Annotated in this window: 24 protein-coding genes; 9 read left to right on the forward strand and 15 right to left on the reverse strand. The window is 38.3% G+C overall.

Annotated features, from left to right (window positions below; translation table 11 throughout):
- Positions 1-81 precede the first annotated feature (81 nt).
- On the reverse strand, positions 82-3,108 hold the full coding sequence (locus tag LQ201_RS22030; protein WP_230145831.1) for a DUF2723 domain-containing protein: 3,027 nt from the start codon (positions 3,106-3,108) through the stop codon (positions 82-84).
- Between the two features lie 370 nt (positions 3,109-3,478).
- Here LQ201_RS22030 and LQ201_RS22035 point away from each other — a divergent pair, with 370 nt between their 5' ends.
- The 3 genes from LQ201_RS22035 to pth all read left to right on the forward strand — a co-directional run bounded on the left by LQ201_RS22035 (position 3,479) and on the right by pth (position 5,947).
- The gene (locus LQ201_RS22035; protein ID WP_029278327.1) at positions 3,479-4,420 is read left to right on the forward strand and encodes a ribose-phosphate pyrophosphokinase; all 942 of its coding nucleotides are present in this window, start codon (positions 3,479-3,481) and stop codon (positions 4,418-4,420) included.
- Between the two features lie 157 nt (positions 4,421-4,577).
- Positions 4,578-5,162, forward strand: coding sequence for a 50S ribosomal protein L25/general stress protein Ctc (locus LQ201_RS22040; RefSeq protein ID WP_131027883.1), 585 nt, complete (start codon positions 4,578-4,580; stop codon positions 5,160-5,162).
- Positions 5,163-5,386: 224 nt separating this feature from the next.
- Complete coding sequence (gene pth, locus LQ201_RS22045; RefSeq protein ID WP_029278331.1) at positions 5,387-5,947, forward strand: aminoacyl-tRNA hydrolase; 561 nt, start codon at positions 5,387-5,389, stop codon at positions 5,945-5,947.
- Between the two features lie 868 nt (positions 5,948-6,815).
- Here the strand turns inward: pth and LQ201_RS22050 are convergent.
- Positions 6,816-7,481: a tetratricopeptide repeat protein gene (locus LQ201_RS22050; RefSeq protein WP_230145832.1), complete on the reverse strand. Its 666-nt coding sequence runs from the start codon at positions 7,479-7,481 to the stop codon at positions 6,816-6,818.
- Between the two features lie 123 nt (positions 7,482-7,604).
- Positions 7,605-7,997, reverse strand: a complete 393-nt coding sequence (locus tag LQ201_RS22055) for a hypothetical protein (protein ID WP_230146696.1) — start codon at positions 7,995-7,997, stop codon at positions 7,605-7,607.
- A 120-nt stretch (positions 7,998-8,117) separates the two neighbouring features.
- Between LQ201_RS22055 and LQ201_RS22060 the strand changes: the two genes are divergently transcribed.
- Positions 8,118-9,221, forward strand: coding sequence for a DNA replication/repair protein RecF (locus tag LQ201_RS22060; protein WP_230145834.1), 1,104 nt, complete (start codon positions 8,118-8,120; stop codon positions 9,219-9,221).
- The gene (locus tag LQ201_RS22065; protein ID WP_230145835.1) at positions 9,214-9,504 is read left to right on the forward strand and encodes a DUF721 domain-containing protein; all 291 of its coding nucleotides are present in this window, start codon (positions 9,214-9,216) and stop codon (positions 9,502-9,504) included. The genes LQ201_RS22060 and LQ201_RS22065 overlap by 8 nt, the downstream gene beginning before the upstream one ends.
- Positions 9,505-9,607: 103 nt before the next feature.
- Here LQ201_RS22065 and LQ201_RS22070 read toward each other — a convergent pair whose 3' ends face one another.
- The 3 genes from LQ201_RS22070 to LQ201_RS22080 all read right to left on the reverse strand — a co-directional run bounded on the left by LQ201_RS22070 (position 9,608) and on the right by LQ201_RS22080 (position 11,420).
- Positions 9,608-9,781, reverse strand: coding sequence for a hypothetical protein (locus LQ201_RS22070; protein WP_230145836.1), 174 nt, complete (start codon positions 9,779-9,781; stop codon positions 9,608-9,610).
- Positions 9,782-10,091: 310 nt separating this feature from the next.
- The gene (locus tag LQ201_RS22075; protein WP_230145837.1) at positions 10,092-10,865 is read right to left on the reverse strand and encodes an FKBP-type peptidyl-prolyl cis-trans isomerase; all 774 of its coding nucleotides are present in this window, start codon (positions 10,863-10,865) and stop codon (positions 10,092-10,094) included.
- Between the two features lie 135 nt (positions 10,866-11,000).
- Positions 11,001-11,420, reverse strand: a complete 420-nt coding sequence (locus LQ201_RS22080; protein ID WP_116252393.1) for a nucleoside-diphosphate kinase — start codon at positions 11,418-11,420, stop codon at positions 11,001-11,003.
- A 242-nt stretch (positions 11,421-11,662) separates the two neighbouring features.
- Between LQ201_RS22080 and LQ201_RS22085 the strand changes: the two genes are divergently transcribed.
- The 4 genes from LQ201_RS22085 (at position 11,663) to LQ201_RS22100 (ending at position 16,034) form a co-directional block, all read left to right on the forward strand.
- The gene (locus tag LQ201_RS22085) at positions 11,663-12,673 is read left to right on the forward strand and encodes a bifunctional oligoribonuclease/PAP phosphatase NrnA (RefSeq protein ID WP_131027875.1); all 1,011 of its coding nucleotides are present in this window, start codon (positions 11,663-11,665) and stop codon (positions 12,671-12,673) included.
- 45 nt (positions 12,674-12,718) lie between these two features.
- Positions 12,719-13,714 (forward strand): FKBP-type peptidyl-prolyl cis-trans isomerase, encoded by a 996-nt coding sequence (locus LQ201_RS22090; protein ID WP_215125285.1) that lies wholly within the window; start codon positions 12,719-12,721, stop codon positions 13,712-13,714.
- Between the two features lie 199 nt (positions 13,715-13,913).
- Positions 13,914-14,882, forward strand: coding sequence for an FKBP-type peptidyl-prolyl cis-trans isomerase (locus tag LQ201_RS22095; RefSeq protein WP_230145838.1), 969 nt, complete (start codon positions 13,914-13,916; stop codon positions 14,880-14,882).
- 516 nt (positions 14,883-15,398) lie between these two features.
- A complete protein-coding gene (locus LQ201_RS22100; protein WP_230145839.1) occupies positions 15,399-16,034 on the forward strand; it encodes a response regulator transcription factor in 636 nt (211 codons plus the stop codon).
- A gap of 51 nt (positions 16,035-16,085) precedes the next feature.
- Here the strand turns inward: LQ201_RS22100 and LQ201_RS22105 are convergent, their stop codons facing one another.
- The 9 genes from LQ201_RS22105 to LQ201_RS22145 form a co-directional block, all read right to left on the reverse strand.
- The gene (locus tag LQ201_RS22105; RefSeq protein ID WP_230145840.1) at positions 16,086-16,508 is read right to left on the reverse strand and encodes an SH3 domain-containing protein; all 423 of its coding nucleotides are present in this window, start codon (positions 16,506-16,508) and stop codon (positions 16,086-16,088) included.
- Between the two features lie 7 nt (positions 16,509-16,515).
- A complete protein-coding gene (locus tag LQ201_RS22110; RefSeq protein WP_230145841.1) occupies positions 16,516-16,980 on the reverse strand; it encodes a BON domain-containing protein in 465 nt (154 codons plus the stop codon).
- A 198-nt stretch (positions 16,981-17,178) separates the two neighbouring features.
- Complete coding sequence (locus LQ201_RS22115; protein ID WP_230145842.1) at positions 17,179-17,649, reverse strand: CYTH domain-containing protein; 471 nt, start codon at positions 17,647-17,649, stop codon at positions 17,179-17,181.
- Positions 17,649-18,041 (reverse strand): ACT domain-containing protein, encoded by a 393-nt coding sequence (locus LQ201_RS22120; RefSeq protein WP_230145843.1) that lies wholly within the window; start codon positions 18,039-18,041, stop codon positions 17,649-17,651. The genes LQ201_RS22115 and LQ201_RS22120 overlap by 1 nt, the downstream gene beginning before the upstream one ends.
- A gap of 1 nt (position 18,042) precedes the next feature.
- Positions 18,043-19,992 carry a beta-N-acetylhexosaminidase gene (locus LQ201_RS22125; protein WP_230145844.1) on the reverse strand — a complete coding sequence of 650 codons (1,950 nt, stop codon included), beginning with the start codon at positions 19,990-19,992 and terminating at the stop codon, positions 18,043-18,045.
- Positions 19,993-20,355: 363 nt separating this feature from the next.
- Positions 20,356-20,745: an STAS/SEC14 domain-containing protein gene (locus tag LQ201_RS22130; protein ID WP_230145846.1), complete on the reverse strand. Its 390-nt coding sequence runs from the start codon at positions 20,743-20,745 to the stop codon at positions 20,356-20,358.
- A 3-nt stretch (positions 20,746-20,748) separates the two neighbouring features.
- Positions 20,749-22,113, reverse strand: a complete 1,365-nt coding sequence (locus LQ201_RS22135; protein WP_230145847.1) for an aldehyde dehydrogenase family protein — start codon at positions 22,111-22,113, stop codon at positions 20,749-20,751.
- Positions 22,114-22,224: 111 nt separating this feature from the next.
- Positions 22,225-22,938 (reverse strand): gamma-glutamyl-gamma-aminobutyrate hydrolase family protein, encoded by a 714-nt coding sequence (locus LQ201_RS22140; protein WP_230145849.1) that lies wholly within the window; start codon positions 22,936-22,938, stop codon positions 22,225-22,227.
- Between the two features lie 143 nt (positions 22,939-23,081).
- The gene (locus LQ201_RS22145; RefSeq protein ID WP_230145851.1) at positions 23,082-24,230 is read right to left on the reverse strand and encodes an iron-containing alcohol dehydrogenase; all 1,149 of its coding nucleotides are present in this window, start codon (positions 24,228-24,230) and stop codon (positions 23,082-23,084) included.
- Positions 24,231-24,684: the final 454 nt, after the last annotated feature.

Genomic DNA, 24,684 nt, shown 5'->3' on the forward strand with positions numbered 1-24,684 from the left:
TTTTAATTTATTTGAGAAACAAAAACCCATAAGCAGAAAGGTGAAATCTGCTTATGGGTTAAAATTTAGAATGTTTTTAGCTTAACCCGCTGCAAATGGGGTAAACCTTACAATCAGATCATTATATTTTTTTTCAAGGCTTTTGCTTAGCCCAGCTTGTTTAAAAACCTCGGTTAATTTTACCATTTGTCCTAAATAGCCAAGGTAGAAACGTACATCCTGCTCAGATGATAGCTGGTTTTTGCTTTCTGAAACATCAGCAAAATGGGTTAATTCCCTGTTCACGTAATCGGCAGTTTTTTTGATCATCGCATTTGCACGGTTTAAATCATTTAAACGATAAAGGTTTTCAGTGAAATAATAAGTGCTCATTACCTGGCGCATACTGTAGAATTTAGCAGGAATTACCTCAAAATATTTATTAGCCACTTTTTTGCTTTCAGTAATTTTACCTTCGTTTATCAAGCCGGTTAATAAACCGTTAAACATGTTCGAGAACATGGTTACATCATCAGCAGATTGCCTATCTAAATGGTTGGCGTATTTAATATTGCCAAAACCATATACATTCATCATATTGTTGTACATCGGTTTCAGGTTTACGCGGTCAAAATCTTGTGTAATTGCAGTATCTGGTTTCAAAGGCAATAACCTTTTATTCAATCCTTCCACATACAGGTATTTGTTTAGCCCAACGTATTGCTCATCTGGCATTGCCCCAGTAAAATAAATCGGTCGCTCCCAATTATTGTGCACTAAAATATCAAATAAGGCCAATGTCCCTTTTGTAACATAATTTTGAGTAAAAGTCCATTCCATACTGCTAGCAATTTTGCCTGCATCTTCTTTGGGCACGGTTCCGGTATCTAAAACCTGTTGCGGACTTACCGCCAGTTTAAGGTTTTTGGTTGGTAGCACATTGTATTTAGAACCATCGTTCATGGTTACTTTATCTTCATCATGATCGGATAGAAGTACGTCTAAAATTTCCTGTAATTCGATATGCTGGGCAATTTTATAATCCTGATAATACATAATATCGCGTGTACCAGCAACATATTGATTGCGATTAATCGTTAAAGGAAGCGGCGCTGATTGATTTTGCTTTCTTTTCATACCGTCTATGTACCAATCGGCAGTAAATAAACTTAGGTTTACCACACGCACATCCGGACGGATGTTTTCTACTTCCTGCGCGTACCAAACCGGGTAGGTATCATTGTCGCCATAAGTGAACAAAATGGCATTGGGCGCACACGATTTTAGGTAATTGACAGACATATCTCTAGCTACATGGCTATCAGAACGGTCGTGATCGTCCCATCCCTGGTTGGCCATAATAATCGGAGCACCGAATAAGGCAATAATCGAAGCAAAAATACTCGCCCGCACGGGCGTTAGTTTTTTGAAGATAAAGTCTTTTAATCCAAATACACCTAAACCGATCCAGATCGCAAAAGCATAAAACGAACCCACATAGGCGTAATCCCTTTCGCGTGGCTCAATCGGAACTGAGTTCAGATAAACTACAATGGCAATTCCAGTGAAAACGAATAATAAACCGATAACGCCCGCATCCTTCTGGTTACGTTTAAAGTGCCAAACCGCGCCGATCAAACCGATAATCAGCGGCAAAAAGAAAAACCTGTTATACGCTTTGTTTTCTACAATGGATGGCGGAAGGTTTTTCTGATCACCAAGCCTGATTGCATCCAAAGGTTTAATGCCGCTGAGCCAATTGCCATCTTTCCCGCCAAATTGCCCGTCTTCATTGTCTTGCCTGCCCACAAAATTCCACATAAAATAACGCATGTACATCTGTCCCGTTTGGAAAGAGAGCATATATTTTAAGTTGTCCATCAAGGTTGGTTTATGCTCATCATCAAAACCCATGTAACTTTTGTAAAACCTAATGTGTTCGGGTTTGTCACTGTACATGCGTGGAGCTAAAGTTTTATCTCCAAAAACATAGTCAGATTTTGTTCCTGCTGATTCATATTTTGTTTCTCCTTTTCTGTAAAGTTTTCCGCTTTCTTTAATGTCGATCTTTTCTGAATTATAATTTTCGCCATATAACAAAGGCCTGTCTCCGTATTGCGAACGGTTTACATAACTCAGAAAATTAAAAGCATTCTCTGGATCGGTATTGTTTAAATTTGGTTTGGCCTGTGCCCTGATAATGAGTAAGGCGAAAGAACTGTATCCAAATAGAAGCAAAACAGTGAACAACATGGCCAGGTTTAATACCCTTTTATGTTTGAGGATGGAATAGCGGATGCCATAAGTCAGGCTTCCAATCACTAAAATGGCAAAAAATAATATGCCCGTTCCAAAACCCAGGCCCATTGTATTCACGAAAAAGTAATCGAAATTTGCCGCAAAAGATACCACGTACTGAATGATGCCGAACTGTACCACTGCCAATACAGCGATTGAAATAAGAAATACTTTTAACACGCTTTGCCAATTGGGCGAGGGGTTCTTTTTAAAATAATAAACAAATATCAATGCAGGGATGGTTAGCAAGTTTAAGATGTGTACACCGATAGAGATGCCCATGATGTATGCCACAAAAAGCAGCCACCGGTCTGATTTTGGTTCATCAGCCTGCGATTCCCATTTTAATATGCCCCAAAATACAATAGCGCTACAAAGCGACGACATGGCGTAAACCTCTGCTTCCACCGCCGAAAACCAAAAACTATCAGAAAAGGCATAAGCCAAAGCCCCAACAAAACCTGCACCCATAATGCCGATGATTTTTTGGTTGGTGATTTCTTCACCTTTTTTAATGACCGTTTTCTTGGCCAGCGCGGTAATTGTCCAAAACAAAAAGAGGATGGTACCTGCACTTGCCAGAGCCGAAGCCACATTCATAAAATAAGCTACTTTGGTTTTATCACCAAAAGCGAGTGCCGAAAACAATCTTTGGATCATGGAAACTATTGGAGCACCGGGCTGGTGAACGACCTCCATTCGGAAAGCCGAAGAAATAAATTCGCCACAATCCCAGAAACTTACAGATTGATCTAAAGTTAAGATATAGGTGAGCGCGGCAACGATAAAACAGAGCCAGCCTCCAATGGTGTTGATCCTTGAGTAATTCATAGTTTAATTTTAGTCTTTGATAATAAATGATTTAAGTGGTTCGTAGTAAAAAAAGTCGCATAAAAAAAGAAAATGTTGCACGCTATATGATGATTTTTTTATCTTTGCATCGCAAACAGGAACAGCAGGAAAGAAATTAAAAATATTTTAAAATCACTCTTGCATATTTAAAATAAGGTTCCTACATTTGCATTCCCTTTCGAGGAGAATATCCTTGATAAGTTTTTGTCCGATAGTATAAGGGTAGTACAACGGTTTTTGGTACCGTTTGTCTTGGTTCGAATCCAGGTCGGACAACTAAAATTTAATGTCGGATCATGTTTTAAATGGACATGATCCGATTTTTTTTAACCGTAAACTACACGAACCCATGCCATTGCAGTTTAACCCGGTAAAGCTTTTTTCCGGAACAGGTTCTAAGGGATTATCACTTAAGATTGCCGAACATTACGGCAAGCCACTTGGTAGCGTAACCATTCACAAATTCAGTGATGGAGAGTTTCAACCTTCTTTTGATGAGTCAATCCGTGGTAGTGATGTTTTTCTAATTCAGTCTACTTATCAGCCAAGTGATAATTTAATGGAACTTTTGCTGATGGTTGATGCGGCTAAAAGAGCATCGGCACATTATATTACCGCAGTTGTTCCTTATTATGGTTTGGCCCGTCAGGATAGAAAAGATAAACCTCGTGTAGCAATCGGTGCCAAATTGGTGGCTAACTTATTAAAATCAGCAGGTATCCACCGCATCATGACGATGGATTTGCATGCTGCACAGATACAGGGTTTCTTCGATATCCCGGTTGATCACTTAGATGGATCGGTAATCTTTGTGCCTTATATCAAAAGCTTAGGCTTAAAAAACTTAACTATCGCATCGCCAGATATGGGCGGTTCGTACAGGGCACGTACTTTTGCCAAGTTTTTTAATGCTGAAGTAATTATTTGCGATAAACGCCGTAAACGTGCCAACGAAATCGAATCGATGTCGATCATTGGTGATGTGACCGGACAGGATGTAGTATTGATAGATGATATTTGCGATACTGCAGGAACCTTATCAAAAGCTGCGGCTTTGATTATGGAAAACGGTGCCGCAAGTGTTAGAGCGGTTTGTACACACGCAGTATTATCAGGCAAAGCAATAGAAACGGTAGAAAATTCGGTATTAACCGAGTTAATCGTTACGGACACCATCCCGTTGAAACAGGAAAGTCCGAAAATTAGGGTACTAAGCACAGCCAGTTTATTTGCAAGGGCAATTGCCAATGTAAACGAGCACGGCTCAATTAGTGATCTGTTTAGAGTATAACGTTGAGCGTATTGCGATGAGCGCTTAAAACGCCAGCCGCAGATCGCCAAACAATAAAAAAGAGTTTAAATAAGGTTGAAGGTAGCGGGTTGAAGGCTTAAGGTCTTGATACTCGATACTTAATACTTGCTACTAATAAATATAAAATAAAAATAAAATGAAAACAATCGCAATTAGCGGTTCTCCAAGAGAGAACGTAGGGAAACGCGATGCCAAGGAACTTCGTTACGAAGGTAAAGTTCCGGCGGTATTGTATGGTGGAAAAGAGCAACAACACTTTGCTGTAGTTATTGCTGACTTAAGAGATGTTATTTATACCCCGGATGTAAACTTTGTGGAGATTGATGTTAACGGTACTAAAACTAAAGCTATCGTAAAAGACACTCAATTTCACCCACTTACCGACGTATTAATGCACATCGATTTTCTTCAGTTGTTTGACGAGAAAGAAATCGTTATGGAGATCCCGGTTAAATTAACAGGAACTTCTCCAGGTGTTAAAATGGGGGGTAAATTAATCCAGAAATTACGTAAACTACGTGTTAAAGCATTACCAGCTGATATGCCACAAAACGTAGAAGTAAGCTTAGAGAAATTAGAAGTAGGTAGTTTATTCCGTGTTCGCGATCTTAAAGGCGAGAAATACGTAATCACTAACACTCCTGAAGATACTATCGTTTCTGTTGCAATGTCTAGAGCATTAAAACAAGCAGAAACTGAAGCTGCTAAAGGTAAAAAATAATCAGGATTCTTAGGATTTCTTGATTTCAAGATGAAGCGTTTCGATTTAGGTCGGAACGCTTTTTTTATTTACATCAAGATTAATCCGCTAATCGCCAACGCTAACCGCCCATCCATTCATTAAAAAACTGTTTGAAAATGAATGGAGTTAAATTTGCGGCATGGACTCCCGACTTTTCGCTTTAGTCTTTGGTCTTTTCGCTTTAAGCTTCTACCTTTGCTCCCATGAAATATCTTATAGTTGGCTTAGGGAATATCGGACCAGATTATGCACACACCAGGCATAACATTGGTTTTGATATCGCCGATGAACTGGTTAAAAATTTAGATGGAAGTTTCGAGAATATCCGCTTGGCTTATTATTCGGAAGTAAGTTTTAAAGGACGTAAACTCCATGTAATTAAACCAACTACTTTTATGAATTTAAGTGGTAAAGCCGTAAACTATTGGATGAAGGAGTTAAAAATAGCACCAGAAAATGTTTTGGTGATTGTTGACGACCTTGCACTGCCTCTCGGTAAGTTAAGGTTAAAGCTACAGGGCTCTAGCGCTGGTCATAACGGCTTAAAAAGCATCGAAGAGGTTTGTGGCGGACAAAATTATGCACGCTTGCGCTTCGGTATCGGCAGCGATTATCCGAAAGGTAGGCAAGTTGATTTTGTTTTGGGTTTATTTGATAAAAATGAGCAATTAGAACTCCCTGCGTTGATTGATAAAAGCGTAGAGCTGATTAAAAGTTATGTAACGGTTGGGCCGGCACACACCATGACGGCTTTTAATAAATAGGTAGTTAATTGGTTAGCTGCCCATGCTGTCATCCTGAGCGCAGCGAAGGATCTTTTATAATTTAAATCTCAAGGTAATATAGTCCAAAAAAGATCATTTGAAGAGCAATTGCAGTAGTTCTTTTTAATGTTCGTCCTGCTTTTCATTGCAAGTCCGCACTCGTACCTCGCTTGCGGGCTTTCCATTTCAATCAGGTCTAAAAGGCAGTGTCTATGCTGCTATTGAGGGTAGAATAGCGTAGTTTTATATAAATTTTCTTTTCCTAGTCCAGCGTGTGTCCTCACGTACCCTCTGATGTGAAACAGGTCGATAAAGGCAATTGCTTTTTCTGCGCCATGCAACCCCAAATAGTATTGCTGGCTGTGCCACCTAAACCCGATCGAAGTGGTTCCGATGCTTTACCAACAAATTGGTTTTAAAACTAAATCGCATCGGAAAAAACATAGAGCGGGATTGCACAAGCCTAAAAGCCTCTGCACCTGATTTCCAGAAAAAAAATAATGATTTAGTGGATGAGGATGTCTATTGTTTGGTGGGCCACCAAACACGGAATAGGTGAGTGTCATCCTGATGGCTAATTTATTCTATAAAAATCAATATAAATGACAGAAGAATTTAAGGGAAATAAATCCCCTAAGATTATCGTCATTGCGAGAAGGCTTTTTCAGCCGACGAAGCAATCTTTATAGCAAGGATTGCTAGCATGAAAGATTGCTTCGTCGTTCCTCCTCGCAATGACGATCTTTCTATAGGCATCTGTTATTAATAACTTGGTCGAAGGACCAACGATCGCAATTACGAAAAACTTTTAAACAAAAAAAAAGACCATCTTTCGATGATCTTTTCATAAATATGTTTTAGTTAATGATTATTTAACTTTTTCTTGAGCTCTTGCAATGTAAGCATCAATTAATTGCGCTTCTGCACTCTCAGGGTATTGTGTTTTTACTTTAGTATAAGCATCAACAGCACCTTTAAAATCATTTTGGTTTTCGTTAACCAATCCTAATTTCTTCAAAAACATTGGTGAAGTAAATTTGCTTGCTTTATCTGCCGCTTTTTTATAGTAAGTAGCCGCTTGTTTAAAGTCTTTCAGTTCGCTGTAAGCATCACCTAATAAGCCTAAAGCCAATGGATCTGCAACTGGGCTGCCGGTAGCGCTATATTTGCTTAATGCCTCTATAGCTTGTTTGTATTCGCCTTTACGCAAGTAAATCCCACCTAAGTAAAGGTTAGCTAAGTTTGCCGATTTTGTGTTATCATATTCTTTAGCAATCTGCTCTAAGCCCGGGTAACCACCTTCGCCTTTAACAGCTTTGTTTGATAATGAATCTACACCAACAAATTGTTCTGCTTTGTACATTTTGCTAGCGGCTTCTTCAGCACGACCTTTTAAATACACGCCTTGATACCAAAGATATATTAAAACTAATAAAACTACAGCACCTGCAATAAACAGTAAGCTCTTATTATTCTCTTGTAAAAATGAACCTTTTTTAGTTGGTTGAATTGTCTGGTTATCTGTTGTAGACATGTTTGTTTAAAAAATTTAAGATTGCAAAAATACATTTTTCAATCAAAGTATCAATCTTTATTTTGAAGTATTTGATTAAACATTAGTTATTTAGGCATACAGATTATAAAATCATCGCGATAATTAGCGTAACAAGCTAATCAGTGTGTTAAACCAGGTTTGGTTGTCGCTAAAAATACCAGTGTGGTTAATCACCAGGTACACCGTTTGACTTTCAGAGCGGCTCACCGTAGATCTAATTCTGATGGGTTGCCAGAATGCGCCGAAGTTTTTTGCCGATGAAGCTGGAAATAAATCGTCGAAGCCCATGTAAACTTCTTCTATATGTGACAATGGGAGTTCCAATTGTTCATCTCCGGTGATGAAAAGACCATTCGAGGCCAATAGGATATTGCCTTCGTGATTGTGAATTGGCTTTAAAAACGAAAATAAGCCTGCGATTTTTTTAACCCAGCTCGAACTTTCTTCATTGGTTAGTTCATGATCGTAAGACCATAGAACATTCCCTTCTAACATTTTTTGTGCAACCATCTAATTTTCCTTGCTATGAAAGTACAATTTTTTTAAGTGTTATTAACGTTTATTTTAAACAATGGGTGTTAAGAGGCTAAAAAACGGTAAATTTGTGACATATTTATGTGGTTAAAAAATATTATCCTTCTAAATTTCAAGAACTATACCGATGCAGATCTCCATTTCTCGGAAACGGTAAACGTTTTTACGGGTAATAATGGCTCTGGCAAAACGAATATGCTCGATGCCATTCACTACCTCTGTCTATGTAAAAGTTACTTTAATCCCATCGATAGCCAGCAGATCAAAACCAATGAAGAGGTTTTCATGATCCAGGGCGATTTTGATCGTAACGAAAAAAACGAAAAAATTTCCTGCGGGGTAAAACGCAACCAAAAAAAACAGTTTAAACGCAATAAAAAAGAATACGATAAACTGGCTGATCATGTTGGCCTTTTTCCGGTGGTTATGGTTTCGCCTTATGATGTAAACCTGATTATGGAAGGCAGCGAGGAGCGGAGAAAGTTTATTGATAATGTTATTTCGCAAACAGACGCATATTATCTGGATCAACTGATTACCTATAACCGCATTCTGCTAAACCGGAATGCTTTGCTAAAACAAATTGCGATTACCAGAAAGTACGATCCTACGCTGCTCGAAATTTTGGATGAGCAATTGATTATAGCCGGCAATAAGATATTCACTATCCGTAAGGCATTTATGGATGAGTTTATTCCGCTGTTTAACCAATATTATACCTACCTTACCGAAAACAGAGAAATTGTAGAACTGAATTATCAATCGCAATTGAATGAGGCTACTTTCGAAGAGCTGTTAAGGAAATCGGTAGAGAAAGACCGTGTACTGGAGCGTACCACAACTGGTATACATAAAGATGAACTGGCTTTTGTGATCAGCGGAATGCCTTTAAAGAAGTTTGGCTCCCAAGGTCAGCAGAAATCTTTTTTAATAGCCCTAAAAATAGCCCAGTATGCTTACCTCGCCAAAAATAAAGGATTTAAGCCTTTGCTTTTGCTGGATGATATTTTTGATAAGCTGGATGATAACCGCGTTCAAAAATTGATGCAAATGGTTTCCCACCATGATTTTGGGCAGATATTTATTACAGATACAGGAAGAGAAAGGGTAAAATCAATTTTTGAAAAAATAGAAGTTGATGTAACTTTGTTCGAAGTAGATAACGGAACTATACAAAATGCGTAAACCCAATGATGTTACAGTAAAAGATGCCATCAGCAAAATGCTGGATGTATACCGTTTGCGCCGTAAATTCGACGAAACTTCGATCTTGTCTATCTGGCCAGAGATTATGGGCACTGCCATAGCCAACAGGACCAAGCAGATCTACATTCACGATAAGAAATTGTTCCTACGCATCGAATCTTCGGTAATCAAAAATGAATTGGTTATGGTACGCCAGGGCATTATCCAAAAACTGAATGAACACGCTGGCGCCGAGGTAATTACCGATATGATCTTTTTATAGACGTAATAAAAGGGCTTAAGGTTTTCACTTATACCCTTAATATTTTAATTAGGATTAAGACTCCCGACTTTAGACTCAGGACTCAAGACTTTGGACTGAAAAACTAGCCCCTTCCTCCAAATATCTTCGATAAAATCCAGATCAGCAGTGCAACCACTACTACAACTACAATTACGCCCACCCAAACGCCGGCTTTAAATATACCTTCTACTAGTTCACAACTGCTTAAGGTAGTGCATAAAAATGCGATTAGTACTAAAGGGAATGCTTTTTTCATATTCATGTTATTTGTAATAGCTAACATTGAATACGGGAGAAAGTTTTAGTAAACGACTTATTTGCCTGGAATCGTTCTGGTCGCCGTGTAAGATGTTACCATCTTTCACAATAGCCAAATCTGCTTTTTTGTGGTGTCAGATGTTACCATCTGACACGGTATTCAACATGCTTTTTGAAAGAACTGTTTCAATTTCAGTTCAAAAAAAACAGCCAGGTGATAACATCTGGCTGCATATTTTTCTTTAAAAATCGTCATTTAATTTCATTACCAGTCAGATGGTAACATCCGACTGCACAAATAGAAATTTTTATTTCCCGTTCACTTTTAACAATTCAACCTCGAAGATTAAAGTGCTATAAGGAGGGATATCCTGTCCTGCACCACGCGCTCCGTAAGCTAAATCATATGGAATGAAAAATTTGTATTTCGAACCGGCAGGCATCAATTGTACACCTTCTGTCCAGCCTTTAATTACCCGGTTTAATGGGAAAGAAATTGGTTCGCCTCTATCATAAGAGCTGTCAAATTGTTTTCCGTTCAATAATGTTCCTTTATAATGAACCAGTACCGAATCGGTAGCCTGTGGTTTAACGCCGGTACCAGCAGTTAAAACTTCGTATTGTAAGCCGCTTGCAGTTGTTTGTACACCTGCACGTTTTTTGTTCTGTTCTAAGAAATCTTGTCCTTCTTTCATAATTGGTGCATATTTAATTTTATTTGCTGCTTCTTCAGCTTTGTTTTTTACTGATGATGCCTTGGCTAATGCCTCATTAATACATTGTTGTGCCTGCTGCTGAGTTAAAATAACCTTGCCTCCTGTAAAAGCATCTTTTAGTCCTTTTAACAGTACTTCGTAATTTAAGGTAGAAAGGCCAGTTGTTTTTAATCCCGCGCCGATAGAAGTACCGAAAGCATAACTGGTAGAATCTAAAGTAGATTTTAAACCAGCTGTAAAGGTTGATGTTTTACTTGCGGCTGTGGTTGGTTTTTTGGCACCAGGTTTCTTTGCTGCTGTTTTGGTTTGTGCATAAGATGCTGCAGCGATACCGGATAGACATACCGCTAAAAAAATTCTTTTCATTGATTATTTTATGTGTAATTAATTCCAACAGGTTTAAAATGGTGGATTGTATTTTAAGGCCGAAAGATACAAAATAGATAAAACAATAAAACCCCGAATGTTCGGGGTTTTATTGTAAGTTTTTTGTGTTGGAAACTAGAAACGTTCGTCTGCTTTGAAGAAGAAGTTACCTTCAATTTCTGCATTCTCATCAGAATCTGAACCGTGAACCGCGTTAGCATCGATTGATTTTGCATATTTCTGACGGATAGTTCCTTCTGCAGCCTCAGCTGGGTTGGTAGCACCGATCAATTTTCTGAAATCTTCAATGGCGTTGTCTTTTTCTAAAATAGCAGCAACAATAGGTCCTGAAGACATAAAGCTTACTAGATCTTTGTAAAAAGGACGCTCAGCGTGAACAGCATAGAACTGACCAGCAGTTTCGGCTGTAAGTTTAGTATATTTTAATGCGATGATTTTAAAACCAGCATTTGTAATGTCGTTAATGATCGATCCGATATGGCCGTTTGCTACTGCATCAGGCTTGATCATGGTAAAAGTTCTGTTAGTGCTCATTGTGCTTTTGATATCAATTTTTTTGCAAAAATACGTTTTAATTGATGAATAATCAATAAACATTGTTTTTCGGTCGCGAATCGAGATTAGTAGTGGGTAATTAGGCTTCAAATGGCTAACTGAGCTTTTTTTAAGTTGTATAATCCTGTTAATCCCCATCTCTTTTAAAACTATGATCCTACTAATCCTAAAATCCTTTAATCCTAATCTAAATTTACTTAGCTTTGCAGCGCAAAAAATATATGCTTACACTAACTGAATTAAAAACATTATTGGCTACGCCACAACGAATTGTGATCACCACGCATCACAAACCCGATGGCGATGCGATGGGTTCATCTCTGGGGTTATATGGATATTTAATTCAAAAAGGCCATCATGTTAAGGTAATCACACCAACAGATTATCCTACCTTTCTGCATTGGATGCCAAATAATGGCGATGTAATTATTTTTACAGAAGAGCAAGAAAAGGCGGCCAAGTTAGTGGATGAAGCTTCACTCATATTTTGCCTAGATTTTAACACCCTAAGCCGGATTAATGAATTGGGCGAATTGGTTAGAGCAGCAGGAGCAAAAAAAATCATGATCGATCATCACCTCGAACCTGAGGATTTTGATGATTACCGCCATTGGGATATTAACGCCTGTGCTGCTGCCCAGTTGGTTTACGATTTTATTGTTAACCAATTGGAGGATAAAGCTGGCATCAATAAAGATGTTGCCGCCTGTTTGTACACTGGTATCATGACCGATTCTGGATCTTTCCGTTTCCCATCAGCTACAGCCGATGTTTACCGTATCGCAGCTGATCTGATAGATCTTGGTGCAGAGCATTGGAAAATTCATCAATTGGTATACGATAATGCGAGCGAAAACCGTTTGCGCTTTTTGGGTTATTGCCTGTCAAACAAGTTAGAAGTTATAAGGGAATACAATACCGCCATTATTTCGGTTACAAAAGAAGAACTGGCACAATACCATAGCGCAACTGGCGATACGGAGGGCGTGGTAAACTATGCATTATCGATTAACGGCATCCGTTTAGCCGCATTAATTATTGAGCGTCCGGATAAAGTTAAACTATCTGTTAGGTCTACAGGCGATTTTCCGGCCAACGAAATCTGTAAAAAGTATTTTAACGGTGGTGGGCATAGAAATGCGGCAGGTGGCGCAGCAGAAAAACCTTTAGCTGATGTAGTAAACGAATTTAAAACGATATTAGCAGAATATAAAGAACAATTGATTGCTTAAACACAAGAAATAAAACAATAAACTTAAAAAAGTCAAATTAAATAAATGAAAAAAGGAATTATTATTCTAGCAGCAGCCACCTTAGGTTTAGCGGCATGTAACAAAGAGAAAAAGGGAGCCGGTGGGTTATTGTATACCATTCACCACTCGGCAGGTAACGAGAAAATCAAAGAAGGCGATATCGTTAAAATGAATTTTATTCAGAAAAATGATAAAGATTCAGTTTTATCAAGCACTTTCGATAGCGAAACTCCTGCAGTATTTCCTGCACAGAAAAAAATGTACGCTGGTGATATGAACGATGTTTTAACATTGTTTGGAGAAGGCGATAGCGCTACTTTTAAAGTAAACTTAGATACTATGGCACTTCATAGTAAACAACCTAAACCAGAGCAGTTCAAAAATGATAAGTACATCACTTTTACGGTGAAAATCGAAAAAGTATTCAAGAAAAAAACTGGCGAAGCTGATTCTACTTTTAACAAAAGGGCACAGGAGTTTTTCCAGGCTGATTACAAGGCTACTTCAGAAAAAAAGAAAGCTGCTGAACCTGCTAAATTAAAAAGCTATTTAGAAGATACTAAATTAGAAACCAAAACTACCGCAAGTGGATTACACTACATTATAGAAAAACCAGGCAGTGCAGAAAAACCAGCTTTAGGCGATACTGTATTAATTGATTATACTGGTAGAGTAACTAAAAAAGGTAAAGATGGTAAATACAAAATCTTCGATACAAGTGATGAGAAATTGGCTAAAGCAGAAAACGAATTTAAACCAGGTAAACCTTACGGTCCTCAAAAAATGCCAGTTGGCGGTACAATCCCAGGATTTACTGAAGCTTTACAGTTAATTGGTAAAGGTGGTAAAATTAAAGTGATCATCCCTTCTAACTTAGGTTATGGCGAGCAAGGTGCACCTCAGGTAGGCATCATGCCTTTCAGCCCAATTGCTTTCGATTTAGAAATCAAAGATATTATCAAAGGAAAACCAGCTGCAGCAGCTCCAGTTCAAATGCCTGCTCCAGTAGTTAAAAAATAATTTCTTAAAAATATTTTAAAATCCTGCTTATTATTTAAGCAGGATTTTTTTTGTTTATTATTTTTTAATACTGAGCCAAGAAATAAAACGTTTCAAAGATTTATAAAAACTTATTATAACCTATCTTTGTAGTGATCTAATAAAATAGTGGGCATTTTGAAAAAGATATAACTACTGTTTTTTAATAAATAAAATTTAAATGAGGAACGGAATTATTATTCTCTTGGCGGCGGCCCTAGGCCTGTCTGCATGTAACAAATTCGAAAAAGGTGAAGGAGATATGACTTACAAGATCTATAAAAGTGACGGTAAGCCGAAAATTCAGGATGGCGATTATGTAAAGTTAAATGGTGTTCAAACGGTAGAAACCAATACCAATCCCGATTCGGTAATGGTAAATACTTACGATAATGAGCGTCCGGCTTTCTTTGCCATTAGCAAATCGATGTTTAAAGGCGATTTAGCTTCAGGATTGAAACTGCTTGGTGAAGGAGACAGTGCAGTTTTTAAATTGAACCTAGATTCTATGGAGAAATATTCAGGCCAGCCTAAGCCAAAAGGACTAAAATCGAACATTGCTTCTTTCACCATTAAAATTGAGAAAGTATTGCATAAAGGAAAAGATCCCGATTCTATTTTCGAAGCGAAGAAACGACTTTTCTTTGAATCGGAATACAAAGCGCTAAATGAAAAAAATAAAGTGGTAGAGCCTGCTAAAATTGCAAAATACGTGGCTGAGAATGATTTAAAGGTAACTACTGCGCCATCTGGATTACAATATGTAATTTCTGCTCCGGGTAATTCTGAAAGAGCAACTTTAACCGATACGGTATTAATGGACTACACAGGTCAGTTTACCAATAAAAAATCGAATGGAACATTAAATGTTTTTGATACTTCGAATGCTAAAATCGCAAAAGAAGCTGGAATCTTCTCAGAAAGTGTACAATATGTGCCGCGCAGCCTACCATTAGGACAATTGCCGCAAGGCGTTATTCAGGGTATTCAACTTATTGGTGTGGGCGGTAAGATCAAAATGATTTTGCCATCGAGATTGGGTTTCGGAGAAAATGGTGGCGGACCAATTAATCCGTTTACGCCATTGGTATTCGATGTAGAACTGAAAGGTATTATTAAACCAAATGCAGCAACACCACTAAGCAAGTAAAATAATTAGCATAATATAAAAGCGCAAGGATCAGTAAAATTTAATACTGGCTTTGCGCTTTTTTGTGTTAAGAAATTGATAATTATGGCGACAAAATAAAATTTTTGTTTAAATTAGATTAACAAAACAAATTTTTATTCTTTTTTTCATTATGTGCTCAAACAGGACTGTTACGTTTCTGGGCCTAAAATTGATGCTGTTTAGCATATTTTTCAATCTCCTTATAAAGGATGGATATTGCAGGCATGTAACCGTTTCCTATCGTTATCCAACATGTAAAAATAACCACACTATTTCCCAATGGCCTTATTTAACCACCATGGAAAGGCAGGTTAATAATTTATTTGAGGCTATCCAAAAGAAGTTGCTATCTACCTTAGTTAAAAACATAAGATTTAAAGCTGTTGATAGAATATTTGGTAAGTTTTAAAGAAGTTAAACTTTTTGTTTAAAAATCCTTTTCAACCTGTTTGCCTGATCTTCTGGTGAAAGTGGTTAACGTTTAAACTAAACTTTATGGAGAAGATCAAGGTCTTTTTAATTCACGATTATGATGCATTAATGGATAATGTTGAATCCATGCTAAGTGATTCAGAAAGTATTGTTGTTGTTGGCGAGGCCAATTCTGCTGCACTTGCCGTACAATTGATCAGGACTAAAATGCCAGATATTGTGCTTGCCGATGTTAGTGTTAGCGAGAAGGTTGGAGCTGATTTAACTAAATTGATTAAAAGAGAATTCCCCAAAATTAAAGTTATTGTACTTTCTATGCAGGATGATTTTATCAATATCTCGAAAATGATCAAGTCTGGAGCAAATGGCTATCTTTTAAAAAATGTAAAGTTTCACGAACTGCATAAAGCAATTAATAAGGTTATGCTCGGCGAAACCTATATACAAAATTCCATTACGGCTAAATTTATTAATGGTTACCAGCGTGAAAACCATACAGAAGAAGCGAATGTTTTGTCACCCCGAGAAGTTGAAATTATTAGGTTGATTGCCAAAGAATATACGTCTGCAGATATTGGCAGGATGTTATTTATTTCGGAACATACAGTAGAAACCCATCGTAAAAATATATGGCGTAAAACTGGCGTTAAATCGATTGTTGGTTTGCTGAATTTTGCGCATGAGCATCAGCTGATTTAATTTTAAAACAGAACCCACAGGTTTCAGAACCTGTGAGTTCTGTTCGCATTTTTAAGCCTGCGCTTCTAAATATTGCGCATAACAATAGCCTTCTTCTCCATCGTTAGTTCTTACCAGCCACCATAAATCGTTGCTTCTGTTTACAAGGGTAATTACTTCGCCATGCGCAGCCTTACCTACAATTGGTTGATCGGTTCCCGGACCTTTACGGATATTTAGATTACTGCTCTCTGTGATAACTTTTGCGTGCGTAACGGCTGCATCAATGGCCACGTTTACATTCAGAACCAGATCACCTGAAGTAAAATTTGGATCAATCTGATTGTAAACTTCCCAAAGGTGGTCTTTAGTCGCGCCATCGGCAGCGGTTCCATCTATGTATAAAATCCCATCCTGCTCCCTTACTGCTAAATCTGCTATGCCTGCCGTAGTTGCTGCGTCAGTTAGTGCTTTATATTTATCTGCTAATGCCATGGTGGGGTTATTTAATGGTTAATTTATTGTCGATTTTTTTAGGTTTTAATGCACTCAAATGTTGCATTAAAGTTATTAGAGAGGCTTTTTTAATCTCCCCGGTTAAGAGAATTACACCGTCTTTAACCTCAGCTTTCACCGTTGGAAAATCTTTGGTTGCATCAGCAACATTTTTAATTAAAGCGGAGTCTTCGGCAATTACCACTGGTACATCTGCTGGTTTAACTGTTAAATTGTTGATTACAGCTTTCACTCCTTTTTCTGCCTTTGCAATTTCTTCTGCTTTGGCCTTTGTGGCTTCATCATCAACTTCACCAGTTAAAGTTACTTCGCCTTTGGCAACGGCCACCGTAATACCTGCTGCTTCTTTGGCTTGAATTGCAGCTTGGATGGCCGCATCATTTGGTTTACAGCCTACAAAAAATAGTGTAGTTGCAATAACCATGCTCATTAATAATTTAGTTGTTTTCATCCTTTTGGTTTTATATTGATATTATTTGACAATACAATGCTTAGAAATTAAAGTAATTTCCTTTTTAATCGGTGGGATGACTTCGATAAAGCTAATATATGAAATGCGTTTAACTAGAAAGTGAAATCTATTAATTATTTATAAAAAAAAACGCTGTATATAAAAAGACCTCACAGGTTTTCAAACTTGTAAGGTGTATTAAAACCAATCTTTAAATGGCTTTAAGGTTAAATTGGAATTATAATATTTTTCTTCTTCGGTAACTTCTCTGCTTACCCAATCTGGCAAGGTAAATATTTCGTCTTCACTGTCAAGTTCAATTTCAGCAACAATCAGGCCTTTATTATCGCCTAAAAATACATCTACTTCCCATAGTTTGCCGCTAAAAGGGATTTCGTAACGGATTTTCGAAAGCTCAGATAAAGAGAAATTATCCAATAATTCTGTGGCTTCGGCAACTGGGATCTCATATTCATATTCCATCCGTGTGGCCCCTATTGTTTGACCTTTTATCGTTAAAAAGCCTTTGGTTTCTGTTACCCTTACACGTATGGTTTTATCTTTATCCGTAAGCAGATAGCCTTGCCTAAAAAGCTTTCCCTCTGGTTTGCTCAGATTAGCCCACTTCTGCAGATCGATTAAAAATTTCCGTTCTATTTCTTTTCCCATTATTTGGAGAGTTGTTCTAAAATATTCATCGCTGCCTCCTTATCTTTCACATTCACAAATATATGGTCGTGATAATAGCCCGCGATTACGTTGCAGCTTATACCTTTTTCAGCTAGTGCAGCTGAAAATGCTGCTGTTAAACCTACTGCTTCTAAAGAAGAGTGTACGGTTAATGTGATCCAGGAAGCGGTAAAAGTATATTCAAGCCGCAAATGATCTGCAATTTCTTTTTTTAAGACCACCGTGGTTGCCTCCTGCTCTTTGAATAAACAAATCGCCAGGTTAATATCTATTGTGTTTGGATGTTCAACCCTACAAAATACAAATTCGCCAGGATTATGCACTGGTTTCATTGTTTTTAGCAGTTTTGCCAAACTTTTTTCCCCTGCCATTTTATCTTGCTCTTTTCTGCAGGTCAGCAATGGGCATACTGATCAATCTTCCAATGGGTTGTTTACCACGATAGGTAATTACACGTAACATACTGGCATCTTTTGGTACCTGTAACGCGGCCGTGTATTTCGGGTAAAAGCGATCGGGAGTAGAGTTGTCGAAGCTATAATAGATATCCAGACCATCTATTTCTGGCGTTAATTCGATAATTAATTGTTTATCTGCACTGCGTTTCACCGTAAAAATCGGATCGTAAATAGCAGGTGAGTATTTAATCTCTGCGAAATCTAATCGTTTGAAATGCTGTTGTGTACGATCAACGAAATTTGTCCAGTTTTTCTTTTCAATCGGACTCCAGATCGATTCGGCAATGGCAAATGCGCGTGGCCAAACCATATACTCTACCTGGCGAAAAGTAAATACCTGTTCTGTCCAAAGGTTGGCCTGTGCACCAATCACATATTGTGCATTTACGCCCGCTGGAACAGGGTTAAACTGATAGGCTTTATTTAACCTTAACGAGGCATAAACTTTTGGTTCGGTAATCGGATCCGCCTGCATATAATCCAGATATGCAAAATCTGTCGGACTCATTACCACATTGTGTTTTTCGTTCGCTGCCTGGATACCATATTTCATTCCTCTCCAGCTCATTACGGCTGCTGTTGGCGATACACCACCTTCAAGAATTTCGTCCCAGCCCATAAATTTTTTGCCTTTCGAAATCACGATCTGTTCTACACGTTTTTCAAAATATGCCTGAACCTGAGGAATGGTTTTTAAACCTTCGCGAAGCATTAAGGCTTTAACCTGATCGTTCTTTTCCCAGAAATTATGGGGGGCTTCGTCTCCACCCATGTGGATGTACTCGAAAGGAAAAAGTTTAGCTACCTGGGTAAGTACCGAATCTAAGAACACATAAACTTTTTCGTTTGCCGGGCAAAGCGTATTATCAACCAAAGCTGTTGGTGGGGCACCACGGCTCCAATCCATTATTTTCTCGCCTGAGCGAACTTTATAATTAACTGCATCTGGTGTGCATGATAAATCTGGGTATGAGGCAATGGCAGCTAAACTATGCCCCGGAACATCGATTTCTGGTAATATGTTTACAAAACGTTCTTGTGCATACTGAACAAGCTCTTTAATATCATCCTGTGTATAAAAACCGCCGTAGGTGCGAGGTTCATCAGCGGTAGGTGGGATGAAATCGCCGAAAGTTCCAGTTTTTTTAACACTCCAGGCACCTATTTCAGTTAATTTAGGCAAGCCTTTAATTTCAATTCTCCAACCTTCATCATCTACGAGGTGCAAATGCAACAGATTAAATTTATAGCTTACCATGTCATCAATAAACTGCTTTACCTCCTGTTTGGTGAAAAAGTGACGGGCTACATCGAACATTAAACCTCTCCATCCTAATTTCGGATAATCTACCACATCAACACAAGGCGCCTTCCATTTGATATTATTTACTAGTTCCTTGCTTTCTATTTCGGCCGGAAAAAGTTGAAGAAGCGATTGGACTCCATAAAAAATACCTGCAGGCTGATTTGCTGTGATGACCACCTGGGTAGGGTTAACATTTAATTTGTAGCCCTCTTTACCGAGTTGAGTATCTTCCTGGGTGTTTAAGATCAGTTTAATAGTCGGGTGACTTGAATTACTTACTGTGCTTACAAATTTGCCTGTAGCAGTAGTAATCCGGTCAGAAAGGTAAGCGATAGATTGTTTTAATTCTCCACTTTTAACAGTCTGGATGGTTACATTTTCTGGCAACGTAAAAGTACCTGCCTTTTTCATTAAGGATACAGGTTCGGGGATGATGGCAATTGGTGTTTGCACAACTGCGCTTTCGGAATCGCCGATTTCAGTTTCTGTAACTATAGACTGAGCGAAGGTATTGGCTGCAAAAAAACAGCAGGAGATAATCAGGAATAATTTTTTCATTAAAATAATTAAAGCGGGTTAACCGAATAAGTATAATCCGCAATTTATTAAAAAAGATTTTAATCGGAGGTATTTGTGTGGAAGGAAATGTTCAAGAAGCAAAGCGCGGAGCACATAACGTTTGGTTTGGATAAAATCGTTATTGAATTTATGGCATTATTAGAGATTTGTCAGCCTGAGCAGAGTCGAAGACTTAATGGCAAAATCTGTCTACTCAGGAAACTTCATTTCATTACCAATGACGGATTTTAAAGATCGGTCGTCATTGCGAGGCACGAAGCAATCTAAAGCGCACGCTGGAAGCGATCGTAAGATTGCTTCGTCGGCTGAAAAAGCCTTCTCGCAATGACGATTTCTCGTAAACTACAAAAACCTTTTCAACCATTCCATAGCTTTCTCATCATCGGTAAATGATTTAATTGGAATAGGAGGGGTTTGAAACTTAAACAGGATTTTCATAATCAATTGGGCTAAACCGGGTTTCGAAACCATCGCCATCGCCGTATAAATTTGAGGCAATTGCTCCGTAGAAAACTTTCGTGTTTCTTTGTCTGGAACAGGAGAGCTTTTTAAGTAAATCAACAATGGAACTTTCTTATTCCCCGTAATTTTCTTCACCAGTTCAACATTGGCCGCAATATTTTCTACTGTACGTAAAATGCTTTTACTGTACGAAATGAGTATTCCATCATCTGTTAACAAATAATCGGCAATTTCGCCTTCAATAAGTTGTTTGTCGCTATCGTTTTCCATTTATTATCCCCTTAAATGATAGCCTTTTGGTTTAGTAAAAGCTCTTAATCCCTGATGCGATAATGTAGCCCCAATGCCCGAATATTTTCTTCCACTCCATGGCAATGCTGCACTCACTCTGTCGCAGCAATTCCAATAACCCGAACCCGCGTCAAGCTGAGATAGTATTTTTTCAGCCCTTGCCTGATCGGCCGTATAAACCGATGCCGTTAAGCCATAATCTGTATCTTTCATCATATTTAAGGCCTCTGCATCGTCTTTCACCTTCATAATTCCGATAATCGGTCCAAAACTTTCTTCCTGCATTACCAGCATATTATTGGTAACATCTGTTAGCACTGTTGGTTCAAAATAATAGCCCTTTCCCTCAATGGCCTTTCCGCCAGTTAATAATGTTGCACCTTTACTTAAGGCATCCTTAATTTGGTTTTCCAATACCAAAATCTGCTCTTTCCGTGTTAAAGCACCAATATATACGCCATCGGTTGTTGGTTGGCCCATTTTCCAGCTTTTAACTTCGGTAACAAAGGCATTTAAGTAATTTTCGTAATTTTTCTCATGCACATAAATGCGCTCAACTGAACAACAACTTTGTCCGTTATTGTAAAAAGCACCATCAGCGGTACCAACCGCAGCAGAAGCAACATCGGTTACATCTTCGGCAATATACAACGGATCTTTTCCGCCTAATTCCAATTGGCAGGGAACCATTTTTGCTGCTACTTTTTCGTAGATGAATTTCCCCGTTTTATAGGAGCCAGTAAAAAAATAACCATCAAAACCCATCTCTAATAATGCCGCTCCCGTTTCTTTTGCGCCAATAGCGATATGGAAAACATCATCAGGTACCCCAGCTTTTTTTAACATTTTTTCAATCTCGATTCCGGTTAAGGTGGCATATTCTGAGGGTTTGTACATTATGGCATTGCCACTCAATAAAGCTGGGATAAATACATTTACCCCAACAAGATAAGGGTAATTCCAGGCGGAGATATTACAAACTACACCCAGGGGTTCGTATTTAATGATTTCTTTGAGTCCTGGTTCATCGGTCATTATTTCATTGGCCAGGTATTTTTCGGCATTGATCAACATCCATTTGATGCGGGCTCTTGCACCATTAATTTCGTTGCGCGATTGTTGGAGTGGTTTGCCTACTTCGCTGGTTAATACCGATGACAATTCTTCTATTTCAGCCTCCATTAAATCACTAAACCGAGCAATAACCGAAATCCTTTCGCTAAGGGTTTTGTTGGTCCATTGTGGTTGAGCTTTTTTTAAAGTATCTAATTTAGTTTGGAGCGTAGATGAGTTATCTTCCGCTAAACTTGTAATAATTTCTGCTGTTGCCGGGTTGATGATCTGCATGTTATTCATTTTTTTACCACGGATTTTTCACAGATGAGCACAGATTTTTAAAAAGGGTTTAGGACTAACATCCTAAATTAGCTTAATACTTACAATCTGTGTTTATCCTTTTTATCTGTGGTTGATATTTAATTTTATCGCATTAATAAAAGCCTCGTGTAAGTTTTTGCTAAAAGGGCCTTGCTGGTCTTTTAATCGTTCAGGGTGCCATTGTACAAATAACAAAAAGGATTTTCCTTCCGGTTCCACCCGCTCCATGGCTTCTGTAACGCCATCTGGTGATATTGCACTCACCACCAAACTTTTCCCTGTTTTATCGGTGCTTTGGTGATGGTTACTGTTCACTAGGCCTTTATCGGTATTCACAATCTGGTTCAGCCACGAGGAAGGATTGATGATAATTTCGTGATATCGGTCAGATTTATCGTGCATTTTTGAATGATCGAATTTTCCCCAGGTTGGGATATCAGGAATCAAAGTTCCGCCAAAAAATACGTTACCCACCTGCATGCCTCTACAAATGCCCAAAACAGGGACAGAATTGGCTTCGGTATAGGTTAAAACCTTAAATTCAAACTCGTCACGTTTTTCGTCAATATCATCATCATAACAGTAAGGATAGTATTCGGGCTGATTATAAAAACGGGGATGAACGTCTTCTCCTCCAGTTAAAACGATCCCATCACATTTTCTGATCTCGTCGAAATTGTTGAGCTTGTACCCGAGCTGGATTACCTCCACATTTTTGTTGTAGGATAAAACCCAATCCCGATAGATGTTGAATTTGCTACAGTCGGTAACACCAATTATTATTTTATCAGACATATTAATTAATTCCACTGATTTATCTTTTTTCCTTCGGGATGATTACACCTATTTTTCCTTCGGGGATGATTACACCGATTTTTAGATTACACTGATTTTAATGGTTTAGTAATCCTAAAATCACGTAATCTTTTAATTCTAATCTATAACGCATTTAAGTACAATTGTTTAAAATCTTCCCTGCTTACCGGTTTAGGATTGTTTGGATGTGCAAAATCTGCAAAGGCTAAATCGGCAAGTGTTTCTATATGTTCATTTTTAACACCAATATCACTCAATTTATGCGGAATATTCACTTTCGTATTTAAATCGAACAGATATTTTACAACAGCCTCACCATTTTCATCTTTGAGATCCAGCGTACGGGCAATTTTTTTAAAACGATCTTCAAAGCCAGCAACATTGAACTGCATACCGTAAGGAATATTCACTGCATTAGCCAATCCGTGATGGGTATCTAACAAAGAAGAAAGCGGATGCGCAAGTGAATGCACTACACCCAAGCCTTTTTGAAAAGCAATTGCGCCCATCATCGAAGCCATTAACATTTTGCTACGGCTTTCTAAATCGGGATTGTTGGTTGCCCGTTCCAGTGCATCTTTGATCAATGAAATTCCCTCCAGCGCGATTCCATCACACATCGGGTGGAAATTTTTAGCCAGATAAGCTTCCATATTATGTGTCAATGCGTCCATACCTGTTGCGGCAGTGATAAAGGGCGGCAAATCCATGGTTAACTCGGGGTCTGCAAATACGATCTGCGCCATTAATTTTGGCGAGAACAGGATTTTTTTCTGGTGGGTTTCATCGTCGGCAATAATTGCGCTGCGGCCAACCTCACTTCCTGTACCTGATGTGGTTGGGATGGTGATAAAATGTGGAACATCGTTCGTTACGTAGACATCGCCGCCGATTAAATCATCATACTTGAATAAATCCTCGCGGTGATTAACACGGAGTACAATTGCACGGGCAACATCTAAAGCTGCACCACCACCAATACCAACTATACTGTCGCGATTTGTAGCATCCCAAACATCAGTACCTTTATAAACATCACTTTTTACCGGGTTTTTGTGGACGTCGCTAAAAACCTCGACAGCAATACCCTTTGCTTTTAAATCTTCAACAATGGTTTTAAAAAAGTGAAGTTGCGCAATGGTGGGGTCGGTTACAATTAATGGGGCCTTTAAATTGTTTTTGCTTAAGTAGGCGGGCAACTCTTTTACTGCGCCAGCACCAAAACGAATGGTTGTAGGGAAATTAAACTGATGGATTTTATCAAATATCATGACAACTAATTTTTCTTTTATTTAACCACCTTAGGTGTTTGAGTGCAACTAAGGATGAGTTGTTATTTTACTGTTTATTAAAAACCTAACTAATATACAGTTAGCTAAGGTGTTCTAAGGTGACTTAGATGGTCAACATTTTACTTTGTTTTTATTTTTTTACCACCTTAGGCACCTGAGGTCACATAAGGTTGGGTGTTAATATCAAGATTCTGAACCAAGTTACCAATCACAGATTTTAAAAAAACGGTCGTCATTCCCGCGCAGGCGGGAATCTTAATGCAACCTATAAACCCTGCCAAGGCATTAGGATTATTCATAAGTTTTCGTTAATTCAACGGCATTCATGAGCACTCCGTGGTTCCCAATCAAGTTGGGAATGACGATGACCCGTATTCTCTCATATTTAGTCATTGTTTTTTTAAAAATTTGATTTTTAGCATGAACACTTTAG

The organism is Pedobacter sp. Bi126 (assembly GCF_918698245.1).
In the GTDB taxonomy this organism is placed as follows: Bacteria; Bacteroidota; Bacteroidia; order Sphingobacteriales; family Sphingobacteriaceae; genus Pedobacter.

What these genes read in the sequence shown, in the direction of transcription:
- LQ201_RS22100 (WP_230145839.1), top strand. Translation starts at nt 15,399, where the DNA reads ATGGAGAAGATCAAGGTCTTTTTAATTCACGATTATGATGCATTAATG.
- LQ201_RS22085 (WP_131027875.1), top strand. Translation starts at nt 11,663, where the DNA reads ATGCTTACACTAACTGAATTAAAAACATTATTGGCTACGCCACAACGA.
- LQ201_RS22065 (WP_230145835.1), top strand. Translation starts at nt 9,214, where the DNA reads ATGCGTAAACCCAATGATGTTACAGTAAAAGATGCCATCAGCAAAATG.
- LQ201_RS22115 (WP_230145842.1), bottom strand. Translation starts at nt 17,649, where the DNA reads ATGGGAAAAGAAATAGAACGGAAATTTTTAATCGATCTGCAGAAGTGG.
- LQ201_RS22050 (WP_230145832.1), bottom strand. Translation starts at nt 7,481, where the DNA reads ATGTCTACAACAGATAACCAGACAATTCAACCAACTAAAAAAGGTTCA.
- LQ201_RS22055 (WP_230146696.1), bottom strand. Translation starts at nt 7,997, where the DNA reads ATGTTAGAAGGGAATGTTCTATGGTCTTACGATCATGAACTAACCAAT.
- LQ201_RS22035 (WP_029278327.1), top strand. Translation starts at nt 3,479, where the DNA reads ATGCCATTGCAGTTTAACCCGGTAAAGCTTTTTTCCGGAACAGGTTCT.
- LQ201_RS22080 (WP_116252393.1), bottom strand. Translation starts at nt 11,420, where the DNA reads ATGAGCACTAACAGAACTTTTACCATGATCAAGCCTGATGCAGTAGCA.
- LQ201_RS22070 (WP_230145836.1), bottom strand. Translation starts at nt 9,781, where the DNA reads ATGAAAAAAGCATTCCCTTTAGTACTAATCGCATTTTTATGCACTACC.
- LQ201_RS22090 (WP_215125285.1), top strand. Translation starts at nt 12,719, where the DNA reads ATGAAAAAAGGAATTATTATTCTAGCAGCAGCCACCTTAGGTTTAGCG.
- pth (WP_029278331.1), top strand. Translation starts at nt 5,387, where the DNA reads ATGAAATATCTTATAGTTGGCTTAGGGAATATCGGACCAGATTATGCA.
- LQ201_RS22060 (WP_230145834.1), top strand. Translation starts at nt 8,118, where the DNA reads ATGTGGTTAAAAAATATTATCCTTCTAAATTTCAAGAACTATACCGAT.
- LQ201_RS22130 (WP_230145846.1), bottom strand. Translation starts at nt 20,745, where the DNA reads ATGGAAAACGATAGCGACAAACAACTTATTGAAGGCGAAATTGCCGAT.
- LQ201_RS22120 (WP_230145843.1), bottom strand. Translation starts at nt 18,041, where the DNA reads ATGGCAGGGGAAAAAAGTTTGGCAAAACTGCTAAAAACAATGAAACCA.
- LQ201_RS22135 (WP_230145847.1), bottom strand. Translation starts at nt 22,113, where the DNA reads ATGCAGATCATCAACCCGGCAACAGCAGAAATTATTACAAGTTTAGCG.
- LQ201_RS22095 (WP_230145838.1), top strand. Translation starts at nt 13,914, where the DNA reads ATGAGGAACGGAATTATTATTCTCTTGGCGGCGGCCCTAGGCCTGTCT.
- LQ201_RS22105 (WP_230145840.1), bottom strand. Translation starts at nt 16,508, where the DNA reads ATGGCATTAGCAGATAAATATAAAGCACTAACTGACGCAGCAACTACG.
- LQ201_RS22145 (WP_230145851.1), bottom strand. Translation starts at nt 24,230, where the DNA reads ATGATATTTGATAAAATCCATCAGTTTAATTTCCCTACAACCATTCGT.
- LQ201_RS22075 (WP_230145837.1), bottom strand. Translation starts at nt 10,865, where the DNA reads ATGAAAAGAATTTTTTTAGCGGTATGTCTATCCGGTATCGCTGCAGCA.
- LQ201_RS22125 (WP_230145844.1), bottom strand. Translation starts at nt 19,992, where the DNA reads ATGAAAAAATTATTCCTGATTATCTCCTGCTGTTTTTTTGCAGCCAAT.
- LQ201_RS22110 (WP_230145841.1), bottom strand. Translation starts at nt 16,980, where the DNA reads ATGAAAACAACTAAATTATTAATGAGCATGGTTATTGCAACTACACTA.
- LQ201_RS22140 (WP_230145849.1), bottom strand. Translation starts at nt 22,938, where the DNA reads ATGTCTGATAAAATAATAATTGGTGTTACCGACTGTAGCAAATTCAAC.
- LQ201_RS22040 (WP_131027883.1), top strand. Translation starts at nt 4,578, where the DNA reads ATGAAAACAATCGCAATTAGCGGTTCTCCAAGAGAGAACGTAGGGAAA.
- LQ201_RS22030 (WP_230145831.1), bottom strand. Translation starts at nt 3,108, where the DNA reads ATGAATTACTCAAGGATCAACACCATTGGAGGCTGGCTCTGTTTTATC.